This window comes from Mycobacterium sp. UM_Kg1 (assembly GCF_000972925.1).
Taxonomy (GTDB): domain Bacteria; phylum Actinomycetota; class Actinomycetes; order Mycobacteriales; family Mycobacteriaceae; genus Mycobacterium; species Mycobacterium hiberniae.
Map to the genome: position 1 here is coordinate 1 of NZ_JRMK01000053.1, position 26,728 is coordinate 26,728.

General features: G+C 68.2%; 27 protein-coding genes and 1 tRNA gene. 11 read left to right on the forward strand and 17 right to left on the reverse strand.

Annotation, left to right across the window (positions count from 1 at the left end; translation table 11 throughout):
• The 7 genes from LI92_RS10295 to LI92_RS10325 all read right to left on the reverse strand — a co-directional run.
• Window positions 1–390, reverse strand: a 390-nt coding sequence (locus LI92_RS10295) for an MlaD family protein (RefSeq protein WP_046318565.1), incomplete at its 3' end; no start/stop codon positions are given.
• Window positions 387–1,748 carry an MlaD family protein gene (locus LI92_RS10300; protein ID WP_046318567.1) on the reverse strand — a complete coding sequence of 454 codons (1,362 nt, stop codon included), beginning with the start codon at window positions 1,746–1,748 and terminating at the stop codon, window positions 387–389. The genes LI92_RS10300 and LI92_RS10295, both read right to left, overlap by 4 nt.
• 2 nt (window positions 1,749–1,750) lie before the next feature.
• Entirely contained in the window at window positions 1,751–2,605 is an 855-nt protein-coding gene (locus LI92_RS10305) for an ABC transporter permease (RefSeq protein ID WP_046318568.1), read from the reverse strand.
• On the reverse strand, window positions 2,605–3,489 hold the full coding sequence (locus LI92_RS10310) for an ABC transporter permease (RefSeq protein ID WP_046318569.1): 885 nt from the start codon (window positions 3,487–3,489) through the stop codon (window positions 2,605–2,607). Before LI92_RS10310 ends, LI92_RS10305 begins: the two co-directional genes overlap by 1 nt.
• A complete protein-coding gene (locus LI92_RS10315; RefSeq protein WP_046318570.1) occupies window positions 3,480–3,767 on the reverse strand; it encodes a hypothetical protein in 288 nt (95 codons plus the stop codon). Before LI92_RS10315 ends, LI92_RS10310 begins: the two co-directional genes overlap by 10 nt.
• Entirely contained in the window at window positions 3,767–4,924 is a 1,158-nt protein-coding gene (locus tag LI92_RS10320; RefSeq protein ID WP_046318572.1) for an amidohydrolase family protein, read from the reverse strand. The genes LI92_RS10315 and LI92_RS10320 overlap by 1 nt, the downstream gene beginning before the upstream one ends.
• A 23-nt stretch (window positions 4,925–4,947) precedes the next feature.
• Window positions 4,948–6,123, reverse strand: coding sequence for an acyl-CoA dehydrogenase family protein (locus tag LI92_RS10325; protein WP_046318573.1), 1,176 nt, complete (start codon window positions 6,121–6,123; stop codon window positions 4,948–4,950).
• Between the two features lie 111 nt (window positions 6,124–6,234).
• On the opposite strand from LI92_RS10325, the gene LI92_RS10330 reads away from it, so the two are divergent.
• The gene (locus LI92_RS10330) at window positions 6,235–7,401 is read left to right on the forward strand and encodes an acyl-CoA dehydrogenase family protein (protein WP_046318574.1); all 1,167 of its coding nucleotides are present in this window, start codon (window positions 6,235–6,237) and stop codon (window positions 7,399–7,401) included.
• On the opposite strand, the gene LI92_RS10335 is transcribed toward LI92_RS10330, so the two are convergent.
• From LI92_RS10335 to LI92_RS10345, 3 genes are all read right to left on the reverse strand, one after another.
• A complete protein-coding gene (locus LI92_RS10335; RefSeq protein WP_046318575.1) occupies window positions 7,361–8,323 on the reverse strand; it encodes an amidohydrolase family protein in 963 nt (320 codons plus the stop codon). The two genes, LI92_RS10330 and LI92_RS10335, sit on opposite strands and share 41 nt — an antisense overlap.
• Window positions 8,324–8,470: 147 nt before the next feature.
• A complete protein-coding gene (locus LI92_RS10340) occupies window positions 8,471–9,661 on the reverse strand; it encodes a Fic family protein (RefSeq protein ID WP_046318577.1) in 1,191 nt (396 codons plus the stop codon).
• Window positions 9,662–9,913: 252 nt separating this feature from the next.
• Window positions 9,914–9,996 (reverse strand) — tRNA-Tyr (locus LI92_RS10345).
• Window positions 9,997–10,076: 80 nt separating this feature from the next.
• On the opposite strand from LI92_RS10345, the gene LI92_RS10350 reads away from it, so the two are divergent.
• From LI92_RS10350 to LI92_RS10370, 4 genes are all read left to right on the forward strand, one after another.
• Entirely contained in the window at window positions 10,077–10,568 is a 492-nt protein-coding gene (locus tag LI92_RS10350; protein WP_046318578.1) for a YajQ family cyclic di-GMP-binding protein, read from the forward strand.
• A gap of 36 nt (window positions 10,569–10,604) precedes the next feature.
• Window positions 10,605–12,089 (forward strand): flavin-containing monooxygenase, encoded by a 1,485-nt coding sequence (locus LI92_RS10355; RefSeq protein ID WP_082109661.1) that lies wholly within the window; start codon window positions 10,605–10,607, stop codon window positions 12,087–12,089.
• Between the two features lie 99 nt (window positions 12,090–12,188).
• Window positions 12,189–13,211, forward strand: a complete 1,023-nt coding sequence (locus tag LI92_RS10365) for an NAD(P)H-dependent glycerol-3-phosphate dehydrogenase (RefSeq protein WP_046318583.1) — start codon at window positions 12,189–12,191, stop codon at window positions 13,209–13,211.
• A gap of 162 nt (window positions 13,212–13,373) precedes the next feature.
• Window positions 13,374–14,951 (forward strand): SulP family inorganic anion transporter, encoded by a 1,578-nt coding sequence (locus tag LI92_RS10370; RefSeq protein ID WP_082109659.1) that lies wholly within the window; start codon window positions 13,374–13,376, stop codon window positions 14,949–14,951.
• A 31-nt stretch (window positions 14,952–14,982) separates the two neighbouring features.
• Here LI92_RS10370 and htpX read toward each other — a convergent pair whose 3' ends face one another.
• Window positions 14,983–15,831: a zinc metalloprotease HtpX gene (gene htpX, locus LI92_RS10375; RefSeq protein ID WP_046318584.1), complete on the reverse strand. Its 849-nt coding sequence runs from the start codon at window positions 15,829–15,831 to the stop codon at window positions 14,983–14,985.
• A gap of 73 nt (window positions 15,832–15,904) precedes the next feature.
• Window positions 15,905–16,921 carry a nonaprenyl/(2E,6E)-farnesyl/geranylgeranyl diphosphat synthase gene (gene grcC1 / locus LI92_RS10380; protein WP_192830024.1) on the reverse strand — a complete coding sequence of 339 codons (1,017 nt, stop codon included), beginning with the start codon at window positions 16,919–16,921 and terminating at the stop codon, window positions 15,905–15,907.
• Window positions 16,922–16,942: 21 nt separating this feature from the next.
• Here grcC1 and menJ point away from each other — a divergent pair, with 21 nt between their 5' ends.
• Together menJ and LI92_RS10390 are read left to right on the forward strand one after the other, a co-directional pair.
• Window positions 16,943–18,172, forward strand: coding sequence for a menaquinone reductase MenJ (menJ, locus tag LI92_RS10385; RefSeq protein WP_046318585.1), 1,230 nt, complete (start codon window positions 16,943–16,945; stop codon window positions 18,170–18,172).
• A gap of 68 nt (window positions 18,173–18,240) precedes the next feature.
• Complete coding sequence (locus LI92_RS10390) at window positions 18,241–18,924, forward strand: class I SAM-dependent methyltransferase (RefSeq protein ID WP_046318587.1); 684 nt, start codon at window positions 18,241–18,243, stop codon at window positions 18,922–18,924.
• A gap of 24 nt (window positions 18,925–18,948) precedes the next feature.
• On the opposite strand, the gene LI92_RS10395 is transcribed toward LI92_RS10390, so the two are convergent.
• Window positions 18,949–19,641, reverse strand: coding sequence for a demethylmenaquinone methyltransferase (locus LI92_RS10395; RefSeq protein ID WP_046318588.1), 693 nt, complete (start codon window positions 19,639–19,641; stop codon window positions 18,949–18,951).
• Window positions 19,642–19,678: 37 nt separating this feature from the next.
• Here LI92_RS10395 and LI92_RS10400 point away from each other — a divergent pair, with 37 nt between their 5' ends.
• On the forward strand, window positions 19,679–20,323 hold the full coding sequence (locus LI92_RS10400) for a DsbA family protein (protein WP_046318590.1): 645 nt from the start codon (window positions 19,679–19,681) through the stop codon (window positions 20,321–20,323).
• Window positions 20,324–20,357: 34 nt separating this feature from the next.
• Here LI92_RS10400 and LI92_RS10405 read toward each other — a convergent pair whose 3' ends face one another.
• From LI92_RS10405 to LI92_RS10415, 3 genes are read right to left on the reverse strand one after another with little or no spacing between them, the layout of a single operon-like run.
• Window positions 20,358–20,891: a DUF3592 domain-containing protein gene (locus LI92_RS10405; protein ID WP_502691431.1), complete on the reverse strand. Its 534-nt coding sequence runs from the start codon at window positions 20,889–20,891 to the stop codon at window positions 20,358–20,360.
• The gene (gene menD, locus LI92_RS10410; RefSeq protein ID WP_046318592.1) at window positions 20,888–22,540 is read right to left on the reverse strand and encodes a 2-succinyl-5-enolpyruvyl-6-hydroxy-3-cyclohexene-1-carboxylic-acid synthase; all 1,653 of its coding nucleotides are present in this window, start codon (window positions 22,538–22,540) and stop codon (window positions 20,888–20,890) included. The genes LI92_RS10405 and menD overlap by 4 nt, the downstream gene beginning before the upstream one ends.
• Before the next feature lie 10 nt (window positions 22,541–22,550).
• On the reverse strand, window positions 22,551–23,381 hold the full coding sequence (locus tag LI92_RS10415) for an alpha/beta fold hydrolase (protein WP_046318594.1): 831 nt from the start codon (window positions 23,379–23,381) through the stop codon (window positions 22,551–22,553).
• 70 nt (window positions 23,382–23,451) lie between these two features.
• On the opposite strand from LI92_RS10415, the gene LI92_RS10420 reads away from it, so the two are divergent.
• Window positions 23,452–24,144, forward strand: coding sequence for a sensor domain-containing protein (locus LI92_RS10420; protein ID WP_286135006.1), 693 nt, complete (start codon window positions 23,452–23,454; stop codon window positions 24,142–24,144).
• A gap of 4 nt (window positions 24,145–24,148) precedes the next feature.
• Here LI92_RS10420 and LI92_RS10425 read toward each other — a convergent pair whose 3' ends face one another.
• Window positions 24,149–25,126 carry an o-succinylbenzoate synthase gene (locus LI92_RS10425; protein ID WP_082109660.1) on the reverse strand — a complete coding sequence of 326 codons (978 nt, stop codon included), beginning with the start codon at window positions 25,124–25,126 and terminating at the stop codon, window positions 24,149–24,151.
• 216 nt (window positions 25,127–25,342) lie between these two features.
• On the opposite strand from LI92_RS10425, the gene LI92_RS10430 reads away from it, so the two are divergent.
• Together LI92_RS10430 and LI92_RS10435 are read left to right on the forward strand one after the other, a co-directional pair.
• On the forward strand, window positions 25,343–26,245 hold the full coding sequence (locus tag LI92_RS10430) for a 1,4-dihydroxy-2-naphthoyl-CoA synthase (RefSeq protein ID WP_046318599.1): 903 nt from the start codon (window positions 25,343–25,345) through the stop codon (window positions 26,243–26,245).
• A 41-nt stretch (window positions 26,246–26,286) separates the two neighbouring features.
• Window positions 26,287–26,728: SDR family NAD(P)-dependent oxidoreductase (locus tag LI92_RS10435; RefSeq protein WP_046318600.1), on the forward strand; the 442-nt coding region annotated here is incomplete at its 3' end.

Sequence of the window (26,728 nt, forward strand, 5' to 3'; positions counted from 1 at the left end):
GCGCTCGACCGGGATCACCGCGCCCGGCGGCAGCATGCCGGGATTGTCGAATGCGCCCAGCGACAGGCCCACGTAGCGCTGACCGACCAGGTTCTGGTAGTCGATCGAGGCTTTGGTGTTACCGAAGAGCGGCTGCGCCTTCTCGATTCGGAAGTCGACGCGGGCCAGTTCCCCCTGCAGGGCCACGCCCTCGACCCGGCCGACCCGGACTCCGGCCATGCGGACGTCATCGCCGACTTTCAGGCCGGAGACATCGGTGAACAGTGCGGCGTACGGCGTCGTCGGGCCGGCGACCTGGCGTTGCAGCGTGACGAAAACGGTCCAGGTGAGCGCGAAGCAGATGGCCAGAAATGTGCACAGCCCCAGCAGTCGGCGGCGGTGGCCACTCATGATCCACCTGCTTGGGTGGTGCCCGCCGGCGCGGTCTCGGCCGGAGGGGGCAGGCCGGGGGGCGCTGCCGGTTCGGGGATCATCTGCACGGTCGTTCCGCGCACCACCGGACCTAAGAGCAGCTCTGAGGCCGGGTTGGTGTCCGGGCCGAGGATCTCGGTGAGTTTGGCGCGTTCCTCGGGACCGCCCACCAGACCCTGACCGCCGCCGGTCAGCTCCGGCGCGATCGGGTAGTTGCGGGGATCGATGGCCTGCGGAAGCAGTGGAGGGTCAGCGGACAGCGGCGCGGTCTGACAACTGGGGCCCTCGAGGCTGCCGTAGCGCGGGCAGTCCCCGCGGGTGTACATCCGGTTGGGGGTGATGACCAACATGAATTTGCCGACCGCCGTGTTGCGATCCGCACGCCAGACGTGGTCGAGGAACCTGTTCACCACGTTGTTCATCCGGGTGACCATCGGGGCGAACTGTCCCCCGGCGTCGGACAACACACCGAGCACCGGCGAGAGTTGGGTGGTGATGACGATCATCCGATCGGTGTTGTTGACGAAGGCTTCGGCCATCGATCCCGTGGTGGTGTTACCGGCTGCCAGAAAGTCGGTGAGGGCCTGGCGTTTTTCGGCCAGGGTCCGCATGGGCACCACCATCTGGTGCACCGTCTCCAGCAGCTCCGGCGCAGCTGCCTGCAAGCCCGTCAACGCGTCGGTGAGCTGGCCGACGGTGGACGCCGATCCCTGGGTCTGCATCACCTCGTTGAGCTGCCGGACGATCCGTTTTGCGCCGCCACCGGCGGCGGTGAGGGTGTCGCCGCGGCCGCCGGTGGCTTCCGCGACGGCCTGCAGCACGCCGATCGAGTCGCCGGAATCGGGCCGGCCGACGGCGCCGAGGATTTCGCGCAGCTTGGTCAGCACGGTCTGGAATTGAATGGTGGCCAGGCTCTGATCCTGGACGATCCGGGCGCCGCTGCGCAGCCCGGTGGCCGGTCCGTTGTCCACCAACTGGATCGAGGAGACCGCGAACACGTTGCTGGGTACCACGCGCGCGGTCACCGTCGCCGGAATCCCCGGCGCGAAGTGCGGGTCGATGATCAGTTCCGCGGCATTGGGTCGCCCGCCCAGCGCCGGTGTCACCTTCGCGACCGAGCCCACCAGGGCGCCGCGGAACTTGACGTCGGAGCCTTTCGGCAGGCCGTCGCCGACGTCGGTGAGCAGGGCGGTGACGGCGACGTGTTCGGAGAAGGCGCCCTGCGACTTGGCGATCGCGACTCCGGCGAGCAGCAGCACCCCGGTCAGCACGGCCAGCCCCCGGAGCAACAGGCGCCAGCCGGCCAGCTGCCGATGCGCCGATTCGATCTGCTGCATGCCTATCCCCCCAGCCTTGCTCCCGATCCGATCCCCCAAAGACCGACGGTGAGAAGAAGGTTTGCGATGATCATCACCGAGATGCTGGCACGCATCGCCCGGCCGGCCGCCACCCCGACTCCTTGCGGACCGCCGGCGGCGAAGTAGCCGTAATAGCACTGGATGGTCGTGGTGATGAGGACGAAGACCACGGCTTTGATCACCGAGTACACGACGTCGGTACCGGTCAGCACCAAGCCGAAGTAATGCTCGAAGGAGCCGCCGGACAGGCCCCCCGCGAACGTGACGATGGTTTTCACGGTCGCGTAGTTGACCACCAGACACAAGATGTACAGCGGGATGATCGCCAGCGTGGAGGCCACCAGCCGGGTGGTCACCAGGTACGGGATCGGTCGGATGGCCAGTGATTCCATCGCGTCGATCTCTTCGGAGATCCGCATCGAGCCGAGTTGGGCGGTGAAGCGGCACCCGGCCTGCGCCGCGAAGGCCAGGGCGGCCATGATCGGCGCCAGCTCACGGGTCGACACCGTGGAGGACAACAGGCCCGCCGCGGGTTCCATCCCGAGCAGGTGCAGGGCCTGGTACCCCTCGATGCCGACGATGGCGCCCGCGGTGGCCCCCAGCACGATGATCACTCCCGCGGTGCCGCCGCCCACGACAATCGAGCCGTTGCCCCAGCTGACGTCGGACAGGATGATCAGGAAGGCCTTGCGGTAGCGCGCCAGCATCACCGGCACTCCCGCGACGGCGTGCGCGAAGAAGGTCAGCATGTGGCCGAGCCGCATGACGGTGTTCGCCACCGCGGTCGTGGCGCCGAGCAGTGGCCGAACCCCGGGAGGCAGATAGGGGGCGGCCATCACAGGGCCGCCTTGGGGAACATCAGGACGTACATCTGGGTGAACAGCACATTGGTGACCATCAGCAGCAGAATCGAGGCCACCACGGTGGCGTTGACCGAATTGGCCACCCCGGCGGGACCGCCCTTGGTGGTCAAACCCTTGTCACAGGCGACGATGGCGACGATGGCACCGAAGACCACCGACTTGATCAGGGTCACGACGAGGTCCCCGACGGTCGCAAAGGATGCGAACGTGGACACGAAGCTTCCGGGGGCGCCGCCCTGGGCGAAGGTGTTGAACAGGTAGCCGGCCAGAAACCCGATGAAGCTCACCAGCCCGGTCAATGCCAGGCCGACGGTGATCGCCGCGGCCAGGCGCGGCACGACGAGGCGCCGGATCGCCGAGATACCCAGCACTTCCAGCGCGTCGACCTCTTCGCGAATGGTGCGCGATCCCAGGTCGGCGCAGATGGCCGAGCCGACCGCCGACGCCATCAGCAGCGCAGCGACCAGCGGGGCGCCCTGCCGGATGACCGCCAGCCCGCTGGCCGCGCCGGCCAGTGACGTCGCCCCGACCTGGCCGGCCAGCAGCGCGAACTGGATCTGCAGCGTCACGCCGATGGGGATGGCCACGCACATGGTGGGCAGCATCGCGGTGGAGGCCATGAACGTGGCCTGTTCGACGAACTCGCGGAAGGCGAACCGGCGCTCGATGATGTCGATGAACAGGTACTGCATGGCTCGCACGCCCAGCGCGGCCTGGCTGCCCACGGTTTTCAGCGATGCCACGGGATGGCGCTCGACGTAGCCGTGCGTCCACTCCCGGACCTCCCCGAGCGGGGAGGGGAGCTGCGCTGTCACCGGCGTTTCCCTGCCGTGCTTTCCCCGATCGGTCAACGCCATGGCGGACGATCGTCTGACGAGGAGCTCAGTGCGCCGTATCGGCGCAGGAACGCGCTGTTGGTTCGCTGTTCCTGGCTGTAGCGCTGGGCGCCGGCTTTCAGGTGCTCGATGCGTTGTTCGATTCCCCGGATCGCGGCGTGATCAGGATTCGGCTGGCGGCGCAGTCTTTCCAGCTCTGCGGCCTCGGCGGCCAGCACCTCGGACAGCCGCGCCGCGACCTCACCGAAGGTCAGCAGGTCATAGTCATCGGTGTCCGGACGCCCCCCGCTGGCGTCCATCACCGGTCACCGAGGTGCAACAGCTCTCGGGCGTTGAGTTCCACGATCCGGTGTACGTCGCTGTCGCTCACCTCGCGCAGCGTCTCGGCGATTCTCTTGCGGCTGTTGGGCCAGTTGGAGTCCGAGTGCGGATAGTCCACCTCGATGAGAATGTTCTCGATCCCGATCGCATCGCGGGACGCCACCCCGTGTTCGTCATCGATGAAGCAACCCCAGAAGTGCCGGCGGAACAGATCCGACGGACGGTCTGTGCGGCTGATCTTCTGATACCACCGGTGCCGCTCCCAGGTGTAGTCCATGCGCTCCAAAAGGTAAGGGATCCAGCCGATTCCGCCCTCGGACAACATGAACTTCAGATTCGGGTGCCGCTGCAACATTCCGGAGAAGACGAGATCGGCGGTGCTCCACATGAGATTGGTCGAGAAGGTGGCGATCGCCACCGCGAACGGTGCCGTGTCCTGCGGCGAAGGATTGCGGGCGGGGAATCCCGGCACGTAACCGCCGGAGCCGAAGTGCAGGCAGACCGGCAGATCGGCGGCTTCCAGCGCGTCCCAGAGCGGCTCCCAGTGGGTGGGGTGGTGGAAGGACGGCAGGTCCAGCGGCACCGGGCTGTCCGGGAAGGACACCGCCCGGGTACCGATCTGCGCCAGCCGTTCCACCTCAGCGGCGGCCAAGTGCGGGTCCCAGGTGGGCAGGATCCCCAACGGGATCAGCCGGCCCGGCGCCGAAGCGCACCACTCCTCGACCTGGAAGTCGTTCCAGGCCCGGACACACGACAGCGCCAAGTCCTTGTCCTTGGCGCGCTGGAACACTCCCCCGCCGAAACCCGGGAACGACGGGAAGCACAGCGCCCCGTGGATACCGTCGATGTCCATGTCCTTGAGGCGCTCGGCCGGGTCGTAGCAGCCGGGAATCATCTGGTCGTAGCGCACCGGCTCCATGCCGTACTCCGCGGGCGGCTTTCCGGCCACGGCGTTGAGGCCGATCTGCGGATACAACTGTCCCTCGTAGCGCCACACATGATGGCCCTCGGCGGTCTCGATGATCTGCGGACCCTGCGCACGTTCGGATTCCGAGAGCCGGTCCTGCCACACCAAGGGGTGTTCGATGACGTGGTCGTCGACCGAGATGACTTTCATCCAGTCCTGCAACGGCATGGTGTCTCCTTTGACTCGATCGGTCAGCGGGGCAGGCCGAGCGCTCGCTCGGCGATCAGATTGCGCAGCACCTCGTTGGTGCCGCCGGCAATCGTGAAGGCACGGCCGTACATGAAGGCGTCCTGCCACCAGCCGTCGTCGTAGACCTGGGCATCGCCTTCGATCCGCACGCCGTCGTGGCCCTGCAACTGCATGCCGTATTCGTGCAGCGCGAGGTTGATCTCGCTGAACAGGATCTTCGAGATCGGGGCGTCAGCGGCGTCGCCGGTGCCGTGCAGTGATCGGCTGTCGCCCAGCGCTGAAACCAGCGCGTTGACATGCACGTCGGCCACGAAGCCGCCGAGCGCCTGCCGGACGTCGTCGTGATCGATGGCGCGCCGTCCGCCCCGGGGTACCGCGCCGGCCAGCGTCGCCAGCCGGTCCAGCGCGCCGAACAGCGATGCTCCGGTGCCGGCGCTGGAGCGCTCGTGCGCCAGGCTGGTCGTGGTGACCGCCCAGCCCGCGTTGACCGCACCGATGACCTGCCCGGCGGGGATGCGCACCGCGTCGAGGAACACCTCGTTGAAGTCGGCGGTGCCGGTGATCTCGCGCAGCGGGCGCACCGAGACGCCGGGCGTGTCCATGGCGAGGGCGAACGCGGTGATACCGGCGTGCTTGGGGGCGTCCGGGTCGGTTCGGGCCAACAGGTAGCCGAAGTCGGCGTGCTGCCCGTTGGTGGTCCACACCTTCTGGCCGTCGACGACGAAGTCGTCCCCGTCGCGGGTGGCCCGTGTCCGCAGTCCTGCCAGGTCGCTGCCGGCGTCGGGTTCGCTGAACAACTGGCACCAAATGTGTTCCCCGGTACGGATGCGCGGGAGGAAGTAGTCCTTCTGCTCGTCGGTTCCCGACGCGATGATCGCCGCCGCGGCAAGCAGGCCGCCGCCGACCGGGCCGGCCGCGCCGACCCTGATCAGCTCGTCGGTGACCACCGACTCGTGCAGCGGATGCGCATCCGGCAGCCCGCCGTATTGGACGGGCCAGTGCACCCCGAGCAGCTGTTCTTCGAACAGCAGTCCGGTCCAGGTGCGCAGCGCCGGTATCTCGTGGGCCTCCGGCGCGCGCACACCGGTGTGCTTGTTGCGCGGTGGCGCGTACCGGGCCGCAAGTTCGCGTACCCGCGCTCGCAACGCGTCCAGTTCGGTGTCTTGCCCGAGATGCAACGTTGCCTCCGGTTCGTCGCGCCAGCATTGAGCTTAATCAGTATCCTGTATCTTCGGTAACAGATTTTCAATCCCCAACCTGTTTGCGCATCTCGCGTTAAGGAGCGGCCCGTGGACTTCGAGCTCACCGACGAGCAGCGCGGCATCGTCGACTCGACTCGCTCCCTGCTGGCGACCAAGTTCCCGGTCGAGACGGCCCGCAACCTCATCGACACCGCGCACGGTTTCGATCCCGAATTGTGGCGGCGCGGAACCGAACTCGGCTGGCCCGCCCTGGGCGTGGCCGAAGACGACGGCGGGCTCGGCCTGCAGACCGTCGAGTTGACGCTCGTCGCCGCAGAACTCGGCCGGGGTCTCGGCTGTGTCCCGTTCCTGCCGGTGGTGGTGGCGGCCGACGCGCTGGGCCAGTCCGACCATGCGCACCGCTCGGCGCTGTTACCGGCGATCTGCGAGGGAACCGCGATCGCCACCTGGGCCTTCGCTGAGTTCGGCCGGCCCTGGTCGGCGGACGGCATCGCGGCGCGCGCGCAACGCGGCCCCGACGGCTTCACCCTCACCGGGTCGAAGGTCAGCGTCCAGGATGCGGACAGCGCGCAGGTGCTGATCGTCGACGCGGTCGCAGACACCGGGCCGGCCCGGTTCGTGGTCCCCGCCGACGCCCCCGGCATCCGGATCGAGCGGCAGAAAACTCTCGACGTCACGCGCAGCTACTGCGACGTGAGCTTTGACCAGGTGCGGCTGGACGCGTCGGCGCTGATCTCCGACGGCGATGGCGCCCGCGACGCGATCGCCCGGTCGCTGCTCTTAAACACGGTCCTGACCTGCGCCGAGATGGTCGGGATCGGCGAGCGGCTGCTCGCCATGACCACCGAATACGTCAAGGACCGCGTCCAGTTCGGTCGCCCCGTCGGCAGCTTCCAGGCCGTCAAGCACAAATGCGCCAATATGCGGATCTGGTCCCAGGCGAGCACCGCCGCGACCTACTACGCGGCGATGGCCCTCGACGCCGCGCATCCGCAGGCCGACCGTGCGGTCAGCATCGCCAAGGCCTATGTCTCCGACGCGGTGAACCGGATCGCCGGTGAGGCGCTGCAGTTGCACGGCGGTATCGGGTTCACCTGGGAACACGACCTGCACCTGTACCTGCGCCGGGCCCGGGTCGATGCCATGCTCTCCGGCGATGCCGCGCACCACCGGGAACTGCTGTGCCAGTCGATCGAGACCGGCCGCCGCGACGTCAACCGATGCGCAGCAGGCGCTCAGCGTTGCGGTGACTGATCAGGGCGCGGTCGGCCGGCGAGATCGGCGCACCGGCCAGGAAAGCGGTGGCGACATCGATGTCCTCGTACGGGTAGTCGGTCGCGAAGAGGACATGCTCGGGTCCCAGCGCCCCGAGCGCACACAGCAGCGGCGGAATGTCGCACACCCCACTGGTGGTGACGTAGAGGTTGCGGCGCAGGTAGTGCGAGGGATGCCCGAGTGCCAGTTCGACACCGTGGTGCCGGTGCCAGTCCCACCGTGAGTCCAGCCGCCACAGCGAGTAGGGCAGGCTCTCGCCCATGTGCCCGAGCAGCAGTTTGGCGCCGGGGCACTCGTCGAACACCCCACCGAAGACGATCCGCAGCGCGTGAGTGGCGGTGTCGGTGCCCCAACTCCACATCGGCCCGATCAGCTCCGGGTGCCCGGCGATGACGTGCGGGGTGTCGAAACCATTCGCCGGATGCAGGTACAGCGGGACGTCCAGCGCTTCGGCGCGCTCCCACACCACCCGCAGCGGCGGCGCGTCCAGGTACACCCCGCCGGTGTGCGCGTTGACCAGGGCGCCGCACAGCCCGAGCTGCTCGACCGCGCGCTGCAACTCCCTCGCCGCGGCCTTCGGGTCCTGCAACGGCAGTGCGGCGAAGCCCCGGAACCGGGCCGGGTTGGCGGCCACCAGTCCCGCCAGGAAGTCGTTGACCTCAGTGGCCCGGGCCACCGCCCGTTGCGGATCGGGTTCGGCCTGAATGCCGGGCGCGGTCAAGGACAGGACCGCGATGTCCACCCCGGCGCGGTCCATGTCCGCCAGGCGCTGTTCGGCCAGATCGGTCAGCCGGGTGGCGGCCTCCCGCCAGATCCGGGGCTGGGCCAGTTCGCGGGTGGCATCGCTGTAATGGGCGAGGTCGGCGGTGAGAAAGTGTTCTTCCAACGCGATGGTGCGCATCGCCGCCCCGCTTCCGCCCCGAGCTTCCCTTGACGGCCACGCTACTCGCCGCGGGCTGCGCCGAGACCCCGCACAACCAAATCAGGCCCCCGGAAAAAGGGGGCCTGACGTGCGTGGCAGGTGCAGGATTCGAACCTGCGTAGGCTTTTAGACCTGCACGCGCTCCTCCCGGTTGATCGCGTTGAGGATTTCGGGGGCAACAAAGAGCCGATCTTGACGTCGCCCAGTGATCTCCAAGAGAATTCCCTGATCGATGAGCTTTCCCACCGCCTGGTTGGCGGCTTGGAAAGTTCGACCCACCAAGTCTCGGGCGGTCGGAACATCGATTACTGGGTAGCCGATAAGCACCTCAGCGATTTCGACAGGCGAGCCGCGCATGCCCTTGGCACGAAGATCGGCAACCATTCGATCCCTGATTGCTAATAGACACTGAATCTTCGCCAGGCCTTCCCGGGCCTGCACCTCCACGGCGCGAGCGAAAAGCTCGACCCACGGACTAAAGTCCCCACTTATAGTGACCGCGAGTAGACCATCTTGATACTCCTGTCTGCGCGCCTCAAACCATGGAGCAATATTCAGCACAGGCCAACGAAGTTCGCCGGCCTGCATGACTTGCAGGAGTGCTATGAGCCGCCCCAGCCGGCCATTGCCGTCACCGAACGGGTGCAAGGTCTCGAACTGATAGTGCGCGATCGCCATTTTCGCGACAATCAGCAGGTCGGACTTATCGTTAACCCAGTCCTCCCAAGCGGCTACGCCGGTTTCGAGGCGACTGCCCGCTGGGCATGGAACGAATCGAGCTTCTTGAATCGGTTTACCCTCTGCGCCGATTGCCACTTCATGTGGACGAAGATCACCGGCATCAGCAGTGTCTGCGCGGGTGCCGCGCACAATGATCCGTTGCAACTCGCCAATAAAGGCCCGCGAGATTCGCCGTTCTGTGATGTTTTGGACGGCAAACTCCGAGGCCTCTACATAGTTGCGGATCTCGCGTTGCTCGAAGGACATCTGGTTTTCGCGTAGGAAGTCTGCTTCCAGCACGTCTTGGAAACTGGCGTACGTACCCTCGAGCGCAGAGGTGCTCGCGGCCTCACGTCGAATAATCGGCCGGACGAGAATCTCAGGTCTAGGGAGTTGGGCAACGGCCTCGTCAAGGCGCGCGATGGCCATGGCCGCTTTCGATGCACACGCAGTCGCACACGGAGACAGCGCTGGGGCGACGGGCAGAGGATCTGGCAGGTACGCCCAGTAGTGCCACTCTTCCATCGTCCGCGGGTCGATCCCGCTGATAGGCACCAGCTCGCCGATCGCCGACCCCCGCACCGCCTCGATATCCATGGTTCAACTTTACCGTGGGTTAGGTTGAATGTTGACGCGCAGACTAAACCTAAGTTGCGCACCATGGCACACGTTCAACGTATGGATCGATCTAGTTGAACTACATACCTGTAAGTTCAACCTAGGCAAGGTCACTACTCGAACTTCAGCCGCCGCGCACCTTAGGGCCACGAGAGCTACCGCGGGCGCCCTGAGGACTACACGCCGCCATACAACCAAGTCAGGCCCCCTGAAAAGGGGGCCTGACGTGCGTGGCAGGTGCAGGATTCGAACCTGCGTAGGCTTGCGCCGACGGATTTACAGTCCGCTCCCATTGGCCGCTCGGGCAACCTGCCTCATCGCGCCTAGCAGACTACAACGAGGATGTACCCACAACACAAACGGCCCGCACAACTCGAGGAGAGGACAAGGTCTCGTGGCGGATTCATCGTTCGACATCGTCAGCAAGGTCGACCGGCAGGAGGTCGACAACGCCTTGAACCAGGCCGCCAAGGAACTGGCCACCCGGTTCGACTTCCGCGGCACCGACACCACCATCTCGTGGAAGGGTGAGGAGACCATCGAGCTGGTCAGCTCCACCGAGGAGCGGGTCAAGGCCGCGGTCGAGGTCTTCAAGGAGAAACTGATCCGCCGCGACATCTCGATGAAGGCGTTCGACGCCGGGGAGCCCCAGCCGTCGGGCAAGACCTACAAAGTCAGCGGCAGCCTCAAGCAGGGCATCGACGCCGAGCACGCCAAGAAGATCAACAAGCTGATCCGCGACGAGGGCCCCAAGGGCGTCAAGTCCCAGGTGCAGGGCGACGAAATCCGGGTGTCGTCGAAGAAGCGCGACGACCTGCAGGCCGTCATCGCGCTGCTCAAGGGAGCCGACCTGGATGTCGCCCTGCAGTTCGTGAACTACCGGTAACGCAATCTCGACCCATCGGCCCGCCCGGTGCCTAGGCTGGGGACCGTGACTACCGAAGAGGTCGCGGACGTCGTCATCATCGGAGCGGGCATCTCGGGGATCGGCGCGGCCTACCGCATCGCCGAGCGCAACCCCGGCGTGAACTACGTGATCCTGGAACGACGGGAGCGCATCGGCGGGACCTGGGACCTGTTCCGCTACCCCGGTGTGCGCTCCGACAGCAGCATTTTCACGCTGAGCCTGCCCTACGAACCGTGGCGCGGGCGCGAACGCGTCGCCGACGGCGACGAGATCCGCGACTACCTGACCGATACCGCGCACAAGTACGGCATCGACCGCCACATCCGGTTCAACAACCACGTGCTGGCGGCCGACTGGGATTCGGCGACCGACACCTGGACGATCACCGCCGATGAAGCCGGGACCCAACGGACCTACCGCAGCAGGTTCGTGTTCTTCGGCTCGGGCTACTACAACTACGACAGCGGTTACACGCCGGACTTCCCGGGCTCGGAGTCGTTCACCGGAACGGTGGTCCATCCGCAGCACTGGCCCGAAGACCTCGACTGCACCGGCAAGAAGGTGGTGGTGATCGGCAGCGGCGCCACCGCGATGTCGCTGGTACCGGCGTTGGCCGAACGCGCCGGGCACCTGACCCTGCTGCAGCGCACGCCCACCTATCTGATCTCGGCGACCCGCGGCAGTCGTTTCGTCGACGTGGTCACCAAACTGTTTCCCCGCAGCTGGGCACATGCGATCCTGCGGTTCATCATGGCGCTGTCCGAGGGCTACGTCTGGGTCCTGGCCCGCAAGACACCGCCGATTCTCAAATGGATCCTGCGCCGTACGGCGGTGCAGAACCTGCCGGCCGATTACGACATCGACACCCACTTCAAGCCGCCCTATCAACCGTGGGACCAGCGTTTGTGCCTGATTCCCGATGCCGATCTCTACACCGAGATCAGCGCTGGGCGGGTCGAGATGGTGACCGACCGGATCGACCGCTTCGACGCCACCGGCATCGTCTTGCAGTCCGGGACGCATCTGGACGCCGACATCATCATCACCGCCACCGGCCTGCAGTTGCAGGCGCTCGGCGGCGTGCGGATCAGCCTGGACGGCACGGAGATCAAAGCCACCGATCGCTTCGTCTACAAGGCGCACATGCTCGAAGACGTACCGAACCTGTTCTGGTGCGTCGGCTACACCAACGCGTCGTGGACGCTGCGCGCCGACATCACCGCCCGCGCGACCGCCAAGCTGATCTCCTACATGGCGTCTCGCGGCTTCACGCACGCCTACCCCCACCTGGGCGACACGCCGATGGGCGAGAAGCCGGCGTGGGACATCCAAGCCGGTTATGTGCTGCGCGCACCGCGTGCCCTGCCGCGCTCGGGCACCAAGCGGCCCTGGAACGTGCGGCAGAACTACTTCGCCGACGCCCTGGACTTCCGCTTCGACAGGATCGGCGAGTCGATGGTGTTCGGGCGGCCCGGCGAACCGATTCCGCTGGCTGGATAGCCCGCCATCGCCGGCGGCGCCACCGGATGGTGCGGGCGCGCCGACACCGCTGCCCCAAACGGCAGGTGTGGCCGTGGCGACGGCAATACGCTGTCGCTCATGCCTGCTATTCGTACCCCCAATGTCGTTGTGCTCGGAGGCGGATCTTTCGGCACCACCGTGGCCTCCATCTGCTCGCGCCGCGCGCCCACGCTGCAGTGGGTCCGATCGGAATCGACGGCCGCCGACATCAACGACAACCACCGCAACAGCCGCTACCTGGGCACCGAAGTGGAGCTCAGCAACACACTGCGGGCCACCACCGACTTCGCCGAAGCCGCGCACTGCGCCGACGTCGTGGTGATGGCGGTGCCCTCGCACGGCTTCCGCAGCGTGTTAGAAGAGCTGGCCCCGGAGCTGCGCCCCTGGGTGCCGGTGGTGTCCCTGGTCAAAGGCCTTGAGCAGGGCACCAATATGCGAATGTCGCAGATCGTCGACGAGGTGCTGCCCGGGCATCCCGCCGGCATCCTGGCCGGCCCGAACATCGCCCGCGAGGTCGCCGAGGGCTACGCCGCGGCCGCGGTGCTGGCCATGCCCGACCCGAACCTGGCCTGCGTACTGGCATCACTGTTCCGCACCAGACGATTCCGGGTCTACACCAGCGACGACGTGGTCGGGGTCGAGATGGCCGGCGCGTTGAAGAACGTGTACGCGATCGCGGTGGGCATGGGCTATTCGCTGGGGATCGGGGAGAACACCCGGGCGATGGTGATGTCGCGATCGGTGCGGGAGATGTCTAAGCTCGGCGAGGCGATGGGCGGGGCCCGCGACACTTTCGCCGGCCTGGCCGGCATGGGCGACCTGATCGTCACCTGCACCAGCCAGCGCAGCCGTAACCGCTATGTCGGCGAGCAGCTGGGCGCCGGTAAGACGATCGACGAGATCATCGCGTCGATGAATCAGGTGGCCGAAGGGGTCCGCGCGGCCAGCGTGATCATGAAGTTCGCCGCGCAGTACGGGCTGAGTATGCCGATCGCCCGCGAGGTCGACGGCGTGATCAACCACGGCTCGACGGTGGAGCAGGCCTACCGCGGGCTGATCGCCGAAACGCCTGGCCACGAGGTGGAGGGCACCGGATTCTGACTGAGTAAGCCGGATTATGGCTGTGTGAACCCTGTACATCTGATGCCGACGCGGTAACCTTTGTTTACTTAATGGACATGTCGTATTCGATCACAGGTAATGCGCATGGAATAGCTTCACGGGGTCTCAGCAAAACCCTACGAAGGGCAGAGGTTCACCCACATGCTCACCGCTCGCCGCGCCGACCACGCCGCCGACCGAAGAAAGGCCTGGTCACGGTCAGTTCTGCGCGATGACTTGCCGGCATCGCTGGTGGTGTTCCTGGTGGCGCTGCCGCTGTCGCTGGGCATCGCCATCGCTTCGGGCGCGCCCGTGCTGGCCGGGCTCATCGCGGCCATCGTGGGCGGCCTGGTCGTCGGCGTGCTGGGCGGATCGCCGCTGCAGGTCAGCGGGCCGGCGGCCGGATTGACCGTCGTGGTGGCCGACTTGGTGGCCCGCTTCGGCTGGAAGGTGACCTGCGCGATCACCGTCGGCGCGGGCATCCTGCAGGTGCTGCTGGGGCTGAGCCGGGTCGCGCGGGCCGCACTGGCGATCTCGCCGGTGGTGGTGCACGCCATGCTGGCCGGAATCGGTGTGACCATCGCCCTGCAGCAGCTGCACGTGATGCTCGGCGGGCAGTCCGCCAGCTCGGCCTGGGACAACGTGATCGGTCTGCCCCAGGGGGTGATGGACGCCCAGGGGCCCGAGCCGATCCTGGGAATCCTGGTGATCGTCACCATGCTCGCCTGGCGATCGGTGCGCGGGCCGCTGGGCCGCATTCCGGGCCCGCTGGTCGCCATCACCGGGGCGACGCTGCTGTCTCTGATCTTCTCCCTGGACGTGCAGCGCATCACCCTCGACGGGTCGTTGCTGGACGCGATCCAACTGCCGGAGTTGCCGCACGGCAACTGGACCGCGGCCGTCATCGGTGTGGTGACCGTGGCGTTGATCGCCAGCGTGGAGAGCCTGCTCTCGGCAGTGTCGGTGGACCGCATGCACACCGGTCCGCGGACCGATTTCAACCGCGAACTGATCGGACAGGGCACCGCCAACGTCACCTCGGGAATGTTGGGTGGCCTGCCGATCACCGGGGTGATCGTGCGCAGTGCCACCAACGTGACCGCCGGCGCGAAGTCGCGGGCTTCGGCCTTCCTGCACGGCGTCTGGATCCTGCTGTTCGCCCTGCCGTTCGCGGGAATCGTGGACAAGATCCCCAGCGCGGCGCTGGCCGGTCTGCTGATCACCATCGGTATTCAGCTGATCAAACTGGTGCACGTCGAAACCGCTTGGCACTCCGGTGACATCGCGGTGTATCTGGTGACCATCCTCGGCGTGGTCTTCCTCAACCTGCTCGAAGGCGTGCTGATCGGCCTGGTCCTGGCGCTGGCACTGACCGGCTGGCGGGTGCTGCGGGTCAAGGTCACCGCCGAGCAGGTGGGTGACGAATGGCAGGTGAGCGTGGGGGGCGCCTGCACCTTCCTGGCGTTGCCGAAGCTGACCGGCGTGCTGGCGCGGATCCCGGTCGGGGCGCGGGTTCGCCTGGATGTCTCGACCACCTACCTCGACCATGCGGCTGAGCAGGCCCTGGCGGACTGGCAGGACCAGCATCGCGCGACGGGCGGCATGGTCTACGCCTTCGACGAGGCCCCGCCGATCCTGGCCGCCGCGTGCAGCACCTGCACACCGTCGCGAGGCGACGACGCGGCAACGGCCGGGCACGCGGAATTGCACCTCAACGATGCGCCCGTGAGCCGGAACTAAACCGGACCGGCCACCGCGGCGGTCGGTACCCCTAACCTCGGGCCATGGCCTCCAGCCGGCGAATCCGGTCGGCCATCGGCGGGTGGGTGGCAAACAGCTGACCGACCTTCTCGCCCGCCCGGAAGGGGTTGGCGATCATCAGGTGCGACTGGCTGGCCAGCTCGGGCTCGGGCGGCAGCGGCGCGGACTGCACACCGTCGGAGATCTTGCGCAACGCCGACGCCAGCGCCAGCGGGTCGCCGGAGAGCACGGCGCCGGATTGATCAGCCTGGTACTCCCGCGACCGCGACACGGCCATCCGCACCACCGAGGCGGCCAGCGGACCGACCAGCGCCACCAGCAGCATCGCCAACGGATTGCCGTCGCGGCGGTTGCCCATGAACATCGCCATATTGGCCAAACCGGTGATCACCGAGGCCAGCGCCCCGGCCACACACGAGATCAGGATGTCGCGGTTGTAGACGTGCGACAGCTCGTGGGCCAGCACCGCACGCAGCTCACGTTCGTTGAGGAGTCGCAGAATCCCGCTGGTACAACACACCGCGGCGTGCCGCGGGTTGCGGCCGGTGGCGAAGGCGTTGGGGGCGTTGGTGTCGCTGACGTACAACCGGGGCATCGGCTGGGGCGCCGTGGTGGCCAACTCGCGCACGATCCGATAGATCTCCGGCGCCTGGACCTCCGTGACCGGTTGGGCCCGCATCGCCCGCAGCGCCAGCTTGTCGCTGTTGAAGTAGGTGTAGGCGTTCATCGCCACGGCGAACAACACCGCCACCCACATCATCTGGGGCCCGAACGCCCTGCCCACCAGAACGATCAACGCCGACATCACGAACAGCAGAAAGAACGTCTTCGCCGTGTTGTGGTGCGGGTGCCAGGTCATCGACTTCCTCCTTGGAGAACCTCGGTCGTGCTCATTAAACGCCGCTGACCTCCCAGGAGTTCCGCAATTGTGGTCAGCCGTGCCGGTTCACGGTGTAGTCGACCAGAGCGGCCATCGCCGCTCGCCCGACACAGTCGGGTAGCGCGTCCAGCTCCACACGCGCCTGCGCCGCGTAGTCGGCCACCGTCTCCTTGGCCTTGACCATGCCGGCCGACGCCCTCAGCAGTCCCAGCGCCTCCTGCACGGCCGCGTCGTCGGTGACCGGACCGACCAGCAGCTCGCGCAGCCGGTCGGCGTCTGCCCCGTTCTGCTGCAACGCGAAGAGCACCGGCAACGTGTGGACCCCCTCACGGAGATCGGTGCCGGGCAGCTTGCCGGACTCGTCGGGGTCGGAGTCGATGTCGATGATGTCGTCGGAGATCTGGAACGCGGTGCCCACGATCCCGCCCAGCCGGGCCAGTCGCTCGATCTGGTGGTCGTCGGCACCGGAGAACGTCGCGCCGAAACGACCCGACGCCGAGATCAGACAGGCCGTCTTCTCGTAGACCACCTTCAGGTAGTGCTCTACGGCGTCCACGCCCTCGGCGGCCCCGCGGGTCTCGCGCATCTGTCCGGTCACCAGTTGCGCGAAGGTCTCGGCGATGATGCGCACCGCATCCGGGCCCAGCCGCGAGACCAGCCGTGAGGCCGTCGCGAACAGGTAGTCACCGGCCAGGATCGCGATGTTGTTTCCCCATCGCGCGTTGGCGCTCGGCGCCCCGCGACGGATCTGCGCCTCGTCCATCACGTCGTCGTGGTAGAGCGTCGCCAGGTGCACCAGCTCGATCACCGCACCGGCCACCGTCACCTGCCAGGCGTCCGGCTCCGGTCCCAGCTGGGCTGACAGCACCGTGAACAGGGGGCGGAAGCGCTTTCCGCCGGCATCGAACAGGTGGGTCACGGCCTCGGTCATCAGGCCGTCTCCCCCGCGCAGCTCGGTGTCCATCAGGTCTTCGATGCGGGCGACGCCGTCCCGGACTCGGCCCGCAAAACCCGGGTCCCCCAAGCCGCCGAAATCCAGCCCCGCCACCACGCTCGCCGGTGTCCTCACGGGTCCAACATACTGGTCACTGTGAATTCGCAGGCGGATGTGGTGGTGGTGGGCGCCGGACCGGCCGGGTCGGCGGCAGCCGCCTGGGCAGCGCGGGCCGGCCACGACGTGCTGGTGGTCGATTCGGCCGGCTTCCCCCGGGACAAGCCCTGCGGGGACGGCCTGACTCCGCGTGCAGTCGAGCAACTGGAGTTGCTCGGCCTCGGCGAGTGGCTGGACAGCCACATCCGGCACCGGGGCCTGCGGTTGACGGGCTTCGGCGGCCATGTCGAGGTGCCCTGGCCCGGTCGAAGCTTCCCGTCGAGCAGCAGCGCGGCGCCACGCACCGAACTCGACGAGCGCATCCGCAAGGTTGCCGAGGAGTCCGGCGCCCGAATGCTGCTGGGCGTCAAGGCCGTCGGCGTCCAACATGATGCGTCGGGGCGGGTGCGCGCGGTGGTGTTGGCCGACGGCGCCGAGGTGGCCTGCCGGACGTTGATCGTCGCCGACGGGGCGCGCTCGACGTTGGGCCGGGTGCTGGGCCGCCAATGGCACCAGGAGACGGTCTACGGGGTGGCGGCCCGCGGCTATCTGGCCTCGCCGCGCAGTGACGAGCCGTGGCTGACTTCGCATCTGGAGCTGCGCTCCCCGGAAGGCGCGGTGCTGCCGGGCTACGGCTGGATCTTTCCGCTGGGCAACGGCGAGGTCAACATCGGCGTCGGCGCGCTGGCCACCGTCAAACGGCCGGCCGATGTGGCGCTGCGACCGCTGATGTCCTACTACGCCGACCTGCGCCGCGAGGAGTGGGGTTTCAAGGGCCCGGTGCGTGCTCCGGCCAGTGCGCTGCTGCCCATGGGCGGTGCGGTCTCCGGCGTCGCCGGACCCAACTGGATGCTGATCGGTGACGCCGCGGCGTGTGTGAACCCGCTCAACGGCGAGGGCATCGACTACGGCTTGGAGACCGGGCGGTTGGCCGTCGAATTGCTGGGCGATGCCGGTGCGGGTGATCTCTCGCAGGCGTGGCCGGCACTGTTGACCGCCCACTATGCCCGCGGGTTCTCGGTGGCGCGGCGGCTGGCGCTGCTGCTGACCTTTCCCCGGTTCCTGCCCGCGACCGGCCCGGTGGCGATGCGCTCGACGGCGCTGATGCGGGTGGCGGTTCGGGTGATGGCCAACCTGGTCACCGACGACGACGCGGATCTGGTGGCGCGGGCCTGGCGCGGCGGAGGGCGGCTGTCCCGGTTGGTCGACCGCCGCCGCCCGTTCTCCTAGCGACCGGCCCTCTCCAGCGCCATATCAACATCGTTGACGTATACGAACGGCGTTGCTATACCGGGGTGATGAGCGATTCCGGCGATTCCATGGAATTCCAGTTCGACGCCGTCTACCGGGGGGAATCCGAGGAGTTGGGGCTGGGCGCCAAACCCCCGTGGAGCATCGGGGAGCCCCAGCCCGAGTTGGCCCGGCTGATCGCCGAGGGCAAGTTCCACGGCGATGTCCTCGACGTCGGATGCGGCGAGGCCGCCATCTCGCTGTACCTGGCCGAACGGGGACACACCACCGTGGGCCTGGACAGCTCCCCCACCGCCATCGAACTGGCCCGGCGCGAGGCCGCCCGGCGCGGACTGACCAACGCCACCTTCGAAGTCGCCGACATCAGCGCGTTCTCCGGCTATGACGGCCGGTTCGGCACCATCGTCGACAGCACGCTGTTCCACTCGATCCCGGTGGAGGCCCGCGAGGGCTACCAGCGCTGCATCGCCCGGGCGGCCGCGCCCGGGGCGTCCTACTTCGTGCTGGTCTTCGACAAAGCCGCCATTCCCGAAGGCCCCCCGTTCGCGGTGACCTCCGACGAGTTGCGCGACGTGGTGTCCAAGTACTGGGTCGTCGATGAGATCAAGCCGGCCCGCCTGCACGCGGTGTTCCCCGACGACTTCCCCGGCTTCGGCGGCGTTCCGCTGCGCGACGAGCCGGGCGGGCGCAAATCCGCTGCCGGGTGGCTGCTCTCGGCGCACCTGGGCTGAACACCGCGCCCCGGCTCGGGCGCATCAGTCCCGCGGTTTGCGGGCCGAATGCAGCGCGACGATACCGCCGGTGAGGTTGCGCCAGCTCACCTCCGACCAGCCCGAGGCGCGAATCTGCTCGGCCAGCGCGGCCTGATCCGGCCAGGCGCGGATCGATTCGGCCAGATAGACGTAGGCCTCCGGGTTCGAGGACACGGCGCGCGCCACCGCCGGCAGCGCCCGCATCAGGTACTCCTTGTAGGCCGTGGCGAACACCGGCACAGTCGGGGTGGAGAACTCGCAGACCACCAGCCGTCCCCCCGGCCGGGTCACCCGGGCCATCTCCCGCAGTCCCGCGGTGTGATCGACCACGTTGCGCAGCCCGAAGCTGATGGTGACCGCGTCGAACACCGCGTCGGCGAAGGGCAGCCGGGTGGCGTCCCCGGCCACCTTGGGCACCGCGCGACGGGCCCCGGCGGCCAGCATCCCGACCGAGAAGTCTGCCGCCACACACCAGGCGCCGGAGCGGGCCAACTCCACCGTCGACACCGCGGTGCCGGCGGCCAGGTCGAGCACCCGCTGACCGGGCCGCAGCTCCAGGGCCAGCCGGGTGGCCCGCCGCCAGGAGCGGTCTCGGCCCAGCGACAGCACGGTATTGGTCAGGTCGTAACGCCGGGCGACGCCGTCGAACATCGACGCTACGGCGTGCGGATCTTTGTCCAGGCTCGCGCGGCTCACCCGACCGACGGTACCCGCCTCCGCTAGGGTTCCTGGAATGCGGTCTTTGCTAGGCACATTCGCAGCGCTGGCGGTCCTGGGCGCGACCCTGTCGGGTCCGGCGGCAGCCGACCCGGACCGGCCCGCAACGGCGCGCAGCGCCGATCACTTCGGTGTGCTGGCCGGCGCACCCACCGCCCCGGTGCAGCTGGAGATCTACTGCGACCCGCAGTGCTCGGAGTGCGCCAAGTTCGAAGCGGCCTTCGGCGACGCTCTCGGCCGGCACCTGGCCGACGGCGCGGTGGCCGTGACCTACCGGTGGATGACGTTCCTGGACGCCCGCCGCCACAACGACACCTCCGCGCGAGTCGGCAACGCCCTGATGGCAGCGGCCGACCCGGCCACGCCGGCCGATGCCTACCAGACGTTCGTGATGGCTCTGTACCGCAAGGGCGGTACGCCCTCGGTGGAGGAGATCGCCGCCACCGCCGGCGAGAGCGGCCTGCCCGAGCATGTGGTGCAGCGCATCGCCGCCGCGCAGCCCGCGGTGGACGCCACGTCGATGAACGCCTTCAACCGCGTGCAGCTGCTGGCGGCAAACCCGGCCAGCCCCGGCACCCCGACGGTGTATGACCTGACCACCAGGACCGTGGTGGACACCGACGACACCGGCTGGCTCGACCAGCTGGTGCACGAACACTAGCCGCCGGGCGTTCGACGGCCGCCCGAGCGCCGCATCACCGAGCGAGCGTCTTGGCGTACCGTCGTTCGGCCAGATTGCACCCCGCCAGCGCCGCGATCCCGACCAGCCACGCGATCACCGCGACCGATCCGGCCGGGATGACGGCCAACACCGCGGTGCGGTGCTGGACCCGCACCAGATCCGGGTCGGCCTTGCTGTATTCGACGTAGATCCTCATCCCGGTCGCCAACTCCGAGGGGTAGAGCACACCGAGCTCCGGGCGGTAGGTGATCCGCTCCGGCGTCACGAACTCGATGGTGGAACGGCGAAACCCCGCGTTGAGCACTTCGGCCTCGGCCACACCCATGTCCCGTTCGATGGTGATGTCGTTGCGCCATGCGCCGGCCACCAGCAGCACCGACTGCAACGTCACCAGCGTCACCATGATCAGCACGCCGATGCGCGCCCAGCGCAGCGCCCGGCCCGCCGGCGCATCGCGGGGCAGGGCGCCGTCCCCCCAGACCAGGCCGTGCACCAGCGGTTTGAGGGTGCGGTAGGCCCGGGTGGACCGGTAATCGGGCAGTCTCACAGCGCCGCCTTGATCGCGGCGTGCAATGACCGCAGCGACGACCGGTCCGCTTTGACCTCCAGCACCCGCACACCGCCGGCGGGTTCGGCCAGTGCGGCGGGCAGGGCTGCGGCCTCGACCTGGGAGAACTCGACGTGATAGGCGCGGCACAGCGCGGCGACGTCGACATCGTGCGGGGTGCCGAAGATCCGCGACGAGACGTCGGCGAACCGCGGGTCGCCCTGCTCGAGCAGCTCGAAGATGCCGCCGCCGTTGTCGTTGGAGACCACGATCGTCAGCTGCTGCGGTCTGGGCTCGGTGGGCCCGATCAGCAACCCGGAGCTGTCGTGGACGAATGTCAGGTCCCCGATCAGCGCGAGGGTGCGCGCGTCGGGATTGCCCCGCTCGTGCGCCAGGGCGGCGCCGATCGCGGTGGACACCGTGCCGTCGATGCCGGCCACCCCGCGGTTGGATCGCACGGCGATACCGCCGCGGTCCACGGTGTTGGCCAACCCGACCAGCGCGGCGTCGCGCACCGGGTTGGAAGCGCCGAGCACCACCTGGTCACCGGGGCGCAGGGCAGCGGCCACGGCAGCGGCCACGTGCAGGCCGGTGGTCAGCGGGTGGGCCGCCAACTGCTCGCGCACCGCGGCGTCGGCATGCCGGTTCAGCTCCGCGCAGCGGCGCAGCCAGGCCGGGTCCGGTTCCCCGTGGGTGACGGCCCGGGTACCGGTGGCCTGCGAGTTCCCCGAGACGTCCGGCCAGCGCGGACCGGTGGTCAGGGCGTACACCGGCACCGTGGGGTCGGCCAGCAGGCTCGACACCGGGCGGTGCAGCGTGGGCCGGCCGGCCATGATGACCTGCTGCGGGCGCAGCAGGGGCAGCGCCAGCGGGTGCAGCGGATTCTCCGGCGCCGGAGCGGTGGGTTCGGCGACGGTGGGCAGGGCCGCCAGGTTGGGGTGCCGCCCCGCACCGTGCCCGGCGATCACCACGGTGTCCGGGGTCAGGTCGATGTCCAGGGGCTGGTCGAAGGCGACCGGCGGGGTGAAGGTCCACGGACGCCCGTGCGGTCGGCCCGGCGGCAGCGATCCCGTGTCGTCGGCGTCGGGCACCAGCGGCTCACGCAGCGGGATGTCGAACTGCACCGGGCCGGCGTTGGCGGTCCGAGATCCGGTGGCAGCGACCAAAACTCGGCACACCGCCGACCGCCACGTGGCATTGAGGGCGGCCATGCGCTCGGGGGCGTCCTCGGCCAGCCCCAGGCTGATCGCGGCGCGCACCTGGGTGCCGAAATAGCCGAGTTGTTCCATGGTCTGGTTGGCGCCGGTGCCCAGCAACTCATAGGGACGGTTGGCGCTCAGCACGATCAGCGGGACCCGGGCGTAGTTGGCCTCGACCACGGCGGGTCCCAAGTTGGCCACCGCCGTGCCCGAGGTCATCGCCACACACACCGGCGCGCCCGCCCCCACCGCCAGCCCGAGCGCCAGATATCCGGCGGTGCGCTCGTCGATGCGCACGTGCAGCCGCAGCCGACCGGCCCGATCGGCGTCGTGCAGTGCGAACGCCAGCGGTGCGTTGCGTGATCCCGGACACAGCACCACGTCGCGGACGCCACCGCGAATCAGCTCGTCGACGACGATGCGGGCCTGTGCCGTCGAGGGGTTGGTCATTGGTATCAGGTTAGTCGTGCGGCGACGGTGCAGCCGCCCAGCGGAACGGCTTGCCGTCGACCTCGGCCAGGAACTCCAGGGCCACCTTGTTGACCTGGTCGGGCTTCTCGATGAAGCCGAGGTGCCCGGCGTCGGGGATCTCCAGGTAGCGTGCGCCCGGGATCGCGTCGGCGACTTCGCGGCTCAGGTGGGCCGGGGTGACGACGTCGTCTCCGAAACCGATCACCAGCACCGGCTGGGTGATGTTGGCGTAGGCGGGCAGCCGGTTGGTCAACGGCGCCACGTCGAGCTGACAACGCAGCCCCGGAGTGTTTTTGACCGGCCACATGGTGAACATCGCGATCCAGTCCTTGATGGCCGCGTCGTCACTGAGCGTTTTAGGCGAAAAACTCTCCAGCAGACGCACTTTGGCCTCATACTCGGCGGGAAGCTCGGCACCGGACTCGGCGAGTTTGGCTTCGGCGGAATAGAAGAACTCGCGGGCGCGGTCGTGGCGGCCGCGAGTTGCCATCAAGACAGCGGATTTCACCAACTCGGGCCGTGCCAGCATCAGTTCCTGCGCGATGAACGAGCCCATCGACACCGCGACGATACGGACCGGGGCGATGTTCAGCGACTCGATCAGTTCGGCGGTGTCGGCCACCATCGTCTCGGTGGTGAACCCGGAAGCGTTCTCGGTGGCACCGATGCCTCGGTTGTCGAAGGTGATGGGGCGGTACCGGGCGAGCTGGAACTCACGGACCTGATGCAGGTGCCAGCCCCGGCCGGCGCCGCCGCGCCCGGCGATGAAAAGAACCGGCTCCCCCTCCTGATTGCGGTCGTCGTAGGCGAGGTTGGTCACCAGAGTGAAGGTACGCGACGCCTCGGCGCTTTAAGGTGTGAGAATCGCAACTGCGCAGCGGGGGAAGGTGATGCGGCTACGGCACGCCGGGTTGGTATCGGTACTGATGCTGGCCTGCGCCGTGATGACGGACTGCGCACGCGTGACCGGTGGAGTGGCGATCCCCGCCGACCTCGACGGTCCCCGGCCGGTGACCGCCGCCATGCTGCCCGACCTGCTGCTCAAAGCCTCCACCGTCAGCGACATCATGGGGGCCGGCGGCGGCATGCGGGTGGACGACTCCCGATCGCGGATGTTCGACTCCGGCCGCCAATTCCCCGACCACGGCTGCCTGGTGGCCTGGATGCCCGCCGAGAAGACGGTGTACGGCGACGCGGACTGGACGGCGACGCTGGCCCAAAGCCTTACCGAGTACAGCCACGACCATTTCGTGATTCAGGCCGTGACGGTATTCACCACCCGCGACGCCGCGCGGGGTTTCTTCGACATGACCGCCCGGCAATGGTCCCCCTGCGGGGAGCGGACTTTCGGCACCGTCAAAAACGGCCGCCCCGACACCTCCTGGACATTCGACGCGGTGACCGACGTCGACTGGACGCTGTGGATGACCCAGCACCAGGACGGAAGCGCGGGTTGGTCATGCCAGCGGGCCCTGCGCGTGACCAACAACGTGGCGATCGACGTACTGGCCTGCAAGCTCTACGTCAGCGATGAAGCCGTGACGATCGCCAACGGGATCGACGCCCGACTTCCCAGCGTGTGAGCACTCAGCGCGGCAACAGGCGATGGCAGGCGCCGATCCGCTCGATCCACCACCGCCGGCGTTGCGGCGGCGCGCTCAGTGCCTGCAGCCGGGCCGGGTCCGGCGCAACCGGCCGCACCGGCAGGTAGCCGTCGCTCGGCGCCGGCGTCTCGGCGATGTCCTCGACGAACAGCGATCCGGTACCCAGCCCACACGCGTGCTGCAGATCCGGCAGAGCTGCCGCGGCACGCAGCCCTGCTGCGATACCGACCGCCGAGTCGATCGCGCTGGAGATCACCACCGGGATCCCAACCTGGTCAGCGATCTGCAACAACGCCGAAACGCCGCCCAGCGGTGCGACTTTCAGCACCGCGATATCGGCGGCACCAGCTTTCGCGACAGCCAGCGGGTCGGTGGCTTTGCGGATGCTCTCGTCGGCGGCCACCGGCGTGTCGATGCGGCGGCGCAACTCCGCGAGCTCGGCGACCGTGGCGCAGGGTTGTTCCAGGTATTCCAGTGCGCCCAATGCCTTTGCCGCCTCGACCGCCTGATCGAGCGTCCAACCACCATTGGCATCGACCCGCACGGTGGGGATGAGCGCGCGGACGGCTTCGACGCGGGCGACGTCGTCGGCGAGGGTCTGGCCCGGTTCGGCGACTTTGACTTTGGCGGTGCGGGCACCGGGGAACCGTGCCAGCACCTCGGGAACCCGCTCGGGCTCGACCGCGGGCACGGTCGCGTTGATCGGGATGCGGTCACGGCGGGGTTGCGGAAGTTCGCAATAAGCGCTCTCGAGCGCGGCGGCCAGCCAGTGCGCCGCCTCGGGCGGTTCGTATTCCGCGAAGGCACCGAACTCTCCCCAGCCTTCCGGGCCGTCGATCAGGGCCACCTCACGCACCGTGATGCCGCGAAACTTGACGCGCATCGGCAACGCCACCACGTGCAGGCGGTCGAGGATGTCGTCCAGCGGCGGCGGCCCGTCAGGCCGGTGGCTCGCGCTCACGCGCGGCGGCTCGTCGCCCGCTCGGCGGCCACGCGTGAACCCTGCGCACGGTCCGTGCCGTGCAGCCCGCAGTTCGTCCGGGCCGTCCACACCTGCCTGATCATCGTCTCCACGGTAGACACCGTGGTCGGCCGCTGCTGCCCCTGCGGTCAGACTGCGCGCGTCCGCCCGCAGTGTTGCTCAACCTGACGCCACCGCACCGGTACGGTCGCAGACGTGAGCAGCAACCCCTTTGACGAGAGCATCTGGCGCACCGTCGACGGCTTCGCCGACCTGACCGACATCACCTATCACCGCCACGTCACCGACGCGACGGTTCGGGTGGCGTTCAACCGTCCCGAGGTGCGCAACGCGTTTCGGCCGCACACCGTCGACGAGCTGTACCAGGCGCTGGATCACGCCAGGATGTCTCCGGACATCGGCGTGGTGCTGCTCACCGGCAACGGCCCCTCCCCCAAAGACGGCGGCTGGGCATTCTGCTCCGGGGGAGATCAGCGCATTCGCGGACGCAGCGGCTACCAGTACGCCTCCGGGGAAACCGCCGACACCGTCGATGCCGCACGAGCCGGGAGGCTGCACATCCTGGAGGTGCAGCGGCTGATCCGGTTCATGCCCAAACCGGTGATCTGCCTGGTCAACGGCTGGGCTGCCGGCGGCGGGCACAGTTTGCACGTGGTGTGCGACCTCACCCTGGCCAGCCGCGAGCACGCGAAGTTCAAGCAGACCGACGCCGACGTCGGCAGCTTCGACGGCGGGTACGGCAGCGCCTACCTGGCCCGGCAGGTGGGCCAGAAATTCGCCCGCGAGATCTTCTTTCTGGGCCGGACCTACACCGCCGAGCAGATGCACCAGATGGGCGCGGTCAACGAGGTCGTCGACCATGCCGATCTGGAAGCCACCGGCGTGCAGTGGGCCAAGGAGATCAACGGCAAATCGCCTCAGGCGCAACGCATGCTGAAGTTCGCCTTCAACCTGCTCGACGACGGCCTGGTGGGCCAGCAACTGTTCGCAGGCGAAGCCACCCGGCTGGCCTACATGACCGACGAGGCGGTCGAGGGCCGCGATTCGTTCCTGGAGAAGCGCGACCCGGACTGGAGCCGGTTCCCCCGCTACTTCTAGCGGCGATCGCCCGCCGCGAACCCCGCATAGACTCGCCAACCATGAGCAAGAGCCCGCTGCGCCGCCTGACCGAGGCGGCCTTCCTGACAGCAATGCGGCCGCCCGTCGCACCGCAACTGCTGGCATACCGGCCGCTGGCCAAGCCGATCGAGCTGCGCGGCAAGCGGGTGCTGCTCACCGGTGCGTCCTCGGGTATCGGCGAGGCCGCGGCCGAGCGGTTCGCCGCCGAGGGCGCCACCGTGGTCGCGGTCGCCCGCCGCAAGGACCTGCTCGATGAGGTCGTGGCACGGATCAACGCCGCCGGCGGCCAGGGCATCGCGATTGCGTGCGACCTGTCCGACATGGCGGCCGTCGATGCCCTGGCCGCCGACGTCGAAGACCGGCTGGGCGGGGTGGACATCCTGGTCAACAACGCCGGGCGTTCCATTCGGCGGCCGCTGGCGGAGTCCCTGGACCGCTGGCACGACGTCGAGCGGACCATGA